Source organism: Massilia pseudoviolaceinigra (assembly GCF_030846505.1).
Classification (GTDB): domain Bacteria; phylum Pseudomonadota; class Gammaproteobacteria; order Burkholderiales; family Burkholderiaceae_D; genus Telluria_A; species Telluria_A violaceinigra.
In genome coordinates, this window is the sequence record NZ_JAVCWL010000071.1 from 1 (window position 1) to 3,685 (window position 3,685).

Annotated in this window: 4 protein-coding genes; 2 read left to right on the forward strand and 2 right to left on the reverse strand. The window is 50.5% G+C overall.

The window, feature by feature from the left end:
• Together RBA40_RS32895 and RBA40_RS32900 are read left to right on the forward strand one after the other, a co-directional pair.
• Window positions 1-188 (forward strand): DUF6173 family protein (locus tag RBA40_RS32895; protein ID WP_306653078.1); only part of this gene is annotated, 188 nt, incomplete at its 5' end.
• 202 nt (window positions 189-390) lie between these two features.
• Window positions 391-1,062, forward strand: a complete 672-nt coding sequence (locus tag RBA40_RS32900) for a hypothetical protein (RefSeq protein ID WP_306653080.1) — start codon at window positions 391-393, stop codon at window positions 1,060-1,062.
• Between the two features lie 219 nt (window positions 1,063-1,281).
• On the opposite strand, the gene RBA40_RS32905 is transcribed toward RBA40_RS32900, so the two are convergent.
• Window positions 1,282-2,190 carry a hypothetical protein gene (locus tag RBA40_RS32905; protein WP_306653081.1) on the reverse strand — a complete coding sequence of 303 codons (909 nt, stop codon included), beginning with the start codon at window positions 2,188-2,190 and terminating at the stop codon, window positions 1,282-1,284.
• 1,099 nt (window positions 2,191-3,289) lie between these two features.
• Window positions 3,290-3,685 (reverse strand): lipid II flippase family protein (locus RBA40_RS32910; RefSeq protein WP_306653083.1); only part of this gene is annotated, 396 nt, incomplete at its 5' end.

Sequence of the window (3,685 nt, forward strand, 5' to 3'; positions counted from 1 at the left end):
GAAACGCGATAACTTTTCATGTCCGGCAAATCGGCAACATACCTAGCGTGATTACGTTTGATGGTGTTATGGATGACGGAGAAACTGTTCAATTGGTACAACACGCCTCCCAGCTCAGCGTGCTCTTAATCGCCCTACCAGTAAAAATTGCCCAACTCAAAAGAGTAATCGGATTCGTTACCGATTGAGAGCATCTCGCCAACTTCCTCTGGGGCGCGTTCCGTTTGTGGGAACGCATCACAAATGGCGACAGACCGGATGGCGAGGCACTAAAGTGTGAACAATTGATCGAAAAATTGCTGGCTGAAGCCGAATAGGAAAAATATGGCCACGCCCAAAAAAAGATTACGCAATTGAAAGCTATCTCAAGCTGCGAAGGAATCTTCGATCATGACATGTGAAAAAAGCTTACCAGCGGAATTCCAAAGGGATGAGGAAATCAGTCGTCGGATTAACGAGTTTTTTGCTCGCGCCTTCCGGATGCCACCAGATGACTACTACTCACGGCTTACTTTGACGGATATCCTTTCTCTAAAGTCAGCCCTGTCCGACATCAACAACGCGATCACGATGCAACTTACTCTGCACTTCGTTGAGTGGGTAGGGTGCGTCCTGTCTATGGACCTTGTTACAAGGAGGAATTTGCGTGCCGCCGTGCTTGCATCAAAGCCCAGCTCGAATGGCTATGACGTCTGGTGTGAGAAACAGCCCCGCTTCATTGCTGAGGTTAAGTGCAACATCCCGATCAATGGGGGCAATAAGTACGGTGCAGACCAGCGCACGGGCATCTTCAAAGATATTGATGCGCTTTTGAGTGGCAAGACAAAGGGTATGCCTATTACAGAGCCCACCTTAAAATTTATGGTGTTTCTCGATATCCCCGCAGTACGCGAGGCCAACAATCACTTATTGAAGTCTGCTGCGGCGTTGTCAAAAAAACTTGAGCTTCTTGCCGATGGAGAACAGCCCTTTAATGCAAATGTAGTTTATATAGTGCACATACCCGTCGGCAACTTCCAACCGTTACGGCGGAGTTCAACGAGCGTCTACTCCAAACCCTGATTGCGCAAAGTCCTAACTGACGAAGGTTGAGCACAGCGGCTTACCGGACCATGAGCTGCTGGCCGAGGCCGCGCGCGAAGCCGGCAGGGTGGACTTGGTAATGGGAAAGGGTTGGATTACGATTGGCGCCTGGAAGGAGAAAGGCGCTTCGCTGCGGCCTTATTTAAATGTTTCGGGGACACGCCACCCTCGGCTCAGCGTCTGCAAGGGCAGACCGACCTACGGTTCATCTGCTTGGGTGTTAAGATCGACGACGCGTACTGGTCGGGAGCTCTTCCCTTTGTCCATGACGTATTTGGTAGCTGCTACCATATCTCCATCAAGTTCAAAGACAAGCCGTTCTCTGCGCAACAGCAATTTTGCCCAAAGAATAGTGTTGAGAACCGGGTTGCACTTCGCAATTGCGAAAGCCACCACCCCCAGAAGCCGTAGATACTGCCGGCTCCTCATGGCCTGTGACGCAAGGGTAGTCGGCTCCATGCTCACAAGGCCATATTTCCAGCATAATGACGAGGCAATGTGAAGCATAAGGTCTCGCCGGGCTTCTACAATAGCATTCATATTATACAGCCTACCACGCCAGCGTTTCCAGTGGCCGGTAGAATCGTTAAAACCCGGATGTCGGGCATGGGCCCCGCCTCTATAAATCTCAATTTTATTATTGCGCACGATATTCAAAGGAAATACTTGGCGGGAGTCATATGATGCAGAAATACTATCCTCCTGGAATATTAGCTCTTCAAAGGGCTGGTTTGGCAATAGCAGCCTAACTGGCTGTCCAGGTTGAATACCGTATGCTGTGAGAGCATCTTGATACAACAAAATGCCGCATTTTGCTTCGACGCACAAATTTATCTTCTCAACAACGGTTGTGCCAACATTTCGGATCAAAATATATTGCTCTGGATGATCCTCTTTGCTAAACGTGGACTGACAGGCCAACAGATATTCAATATCGGGCGCCATTTCAGTCCAGCGCCTTTGCCAACGACGCACTGCAAGGTAGTGTTCATGGGAATGCTGATAAATTGGCTGGACTGTATAGGCTCCCGCAAAGGCGAGTATTTTGCGGCCCGCCCATAGAAATGGTTTACGTAAGGCCAGAATTGCGCTTATGCCAAGGTCCATATTTTTCCTTAAATGTATGCGAATTGGATAGATAGAGTTAAGCGGCCGCTGATTCTGGTGATGGGATGCAGTAGCCCGAGTGCCAACACGACTGCGGCTCCACAGCATGCCCCAACCTTCATGGAAACCGGGCGCGCCAAAACGATGGCGCCGGCCCCGTGCGTCCTGCGGGCTTCGATCACTTCACTTCGTATTGGTGCAACGTCCAACTGAGCCTCCAAGTGTTTGGAATGGACTGTGGATAGCGGAAACGCTTGGCGAAGGTAGCGTCGCGTTAATGTTTCTCAATTTCATTTTTGGTCAGGGCGTTCCAGAAGTCCCATGAACGCGTGCAGGTTGGAGTTTCCCTTGTGATACATGGGACTGCTCCAAACCATCGCGCGTCATTTATGAAAGGAAATTTATTTTTATATCAATCGTAAAAACATATTAATTGTTACCTTATCGGATGTAAATACCAAATTTAATATTTTTTTGAATGTTCTGCTGTGTTCACATACATATATTTTACCGTTGGCAATTTCATATGTTTTTTGCATAGAATGCGCAATGCGCAATAAATTATGCGCAAAATAGCCATGGCGACAATTGCGCAAAAAGTCGTAAAATTCGCTCCAATTCGATAGTCTGAAAAACTGACTCTTGCGAAAAGGGCCTTCAACTTAAGCGCTTTCAAGGGGACGACATCGGATCGTCTCGCCGTCGGGCGGGCATGACGCACCTGGCAATTCCCCGGCGTCATGTCCGCCAAGGGGCAGGGGCGGCTAATTTATGTTCGCGCGGCGCGCCACCGTCCAGATAGGACGGGGTCCATCACGGAGCACCAAGCATATTGACGCCAGCGCGACACTCGTCCCGCTGGCTTTTTTCATGGCCGCACCGATCACTTCTTCCATCACTGCCTGGACATCAGGCACCAGCCCCCGCGCAGCAATGCGCGCGGGGCTTCTTTTTTTGGCATCCGTCATGGCACCAGCAAGCTCCGTCGAGCAGGGGAGAATAGGGAAAACGGAAAAAATAGCACGCTAAGCGGGGCGATGGGATTCGAAAGCTGAAAGCGCAGGAATGGCAACCGCCCCGGACTAGGATCAGCTTCGAGTCAGATCACGCGTGCTACCCAGGCAATCAACACTGCCGACGGCACCAGCAAAAGCTGCGCGACAAGCGTGCCGGCCAACCGGCTGCCGACCAACCACACGATGGCCTTCCTGAACTGCGTGTCTGTCACTTTACCTTCGATAACGTCGTCAGTCATTCCGGACATATGAGGATCGATAAATATAGCCATCATAATCGTTGCGCCACCGTTGATGATCGAGGAAAGCGTACTCGACGTAACCCTGACCGAGGGATCTAGGACGCCCGCATAGAGGGACGCGAAAACCCCGACGGTCCACAGTGCAGTTGCAGCAACATTGAGTACGGTAATTCGGACCGACACGCCATGGCCTGAACGAATACTACTTATATTCTTTGCGGCAGGAACGCTAGCCAC

Excerpts from the sequence above, each read along its gene's own strand:
- RBA40_RS32900 (WP_306653080.1), top strand. The coding sequence starts at position 391 with ATGACATGTGAAAAAAGCTTACCAGCGGAATTCCAAAGGGATGAGGAA.
- RBA40_RS32905 (WP_306653081.1), bottom strand. The coding sequence starts at position 2,190 with ATGGACCTTGGCATAAGCGCAATTCTGGCCTTACGTAAACCATTTCTA.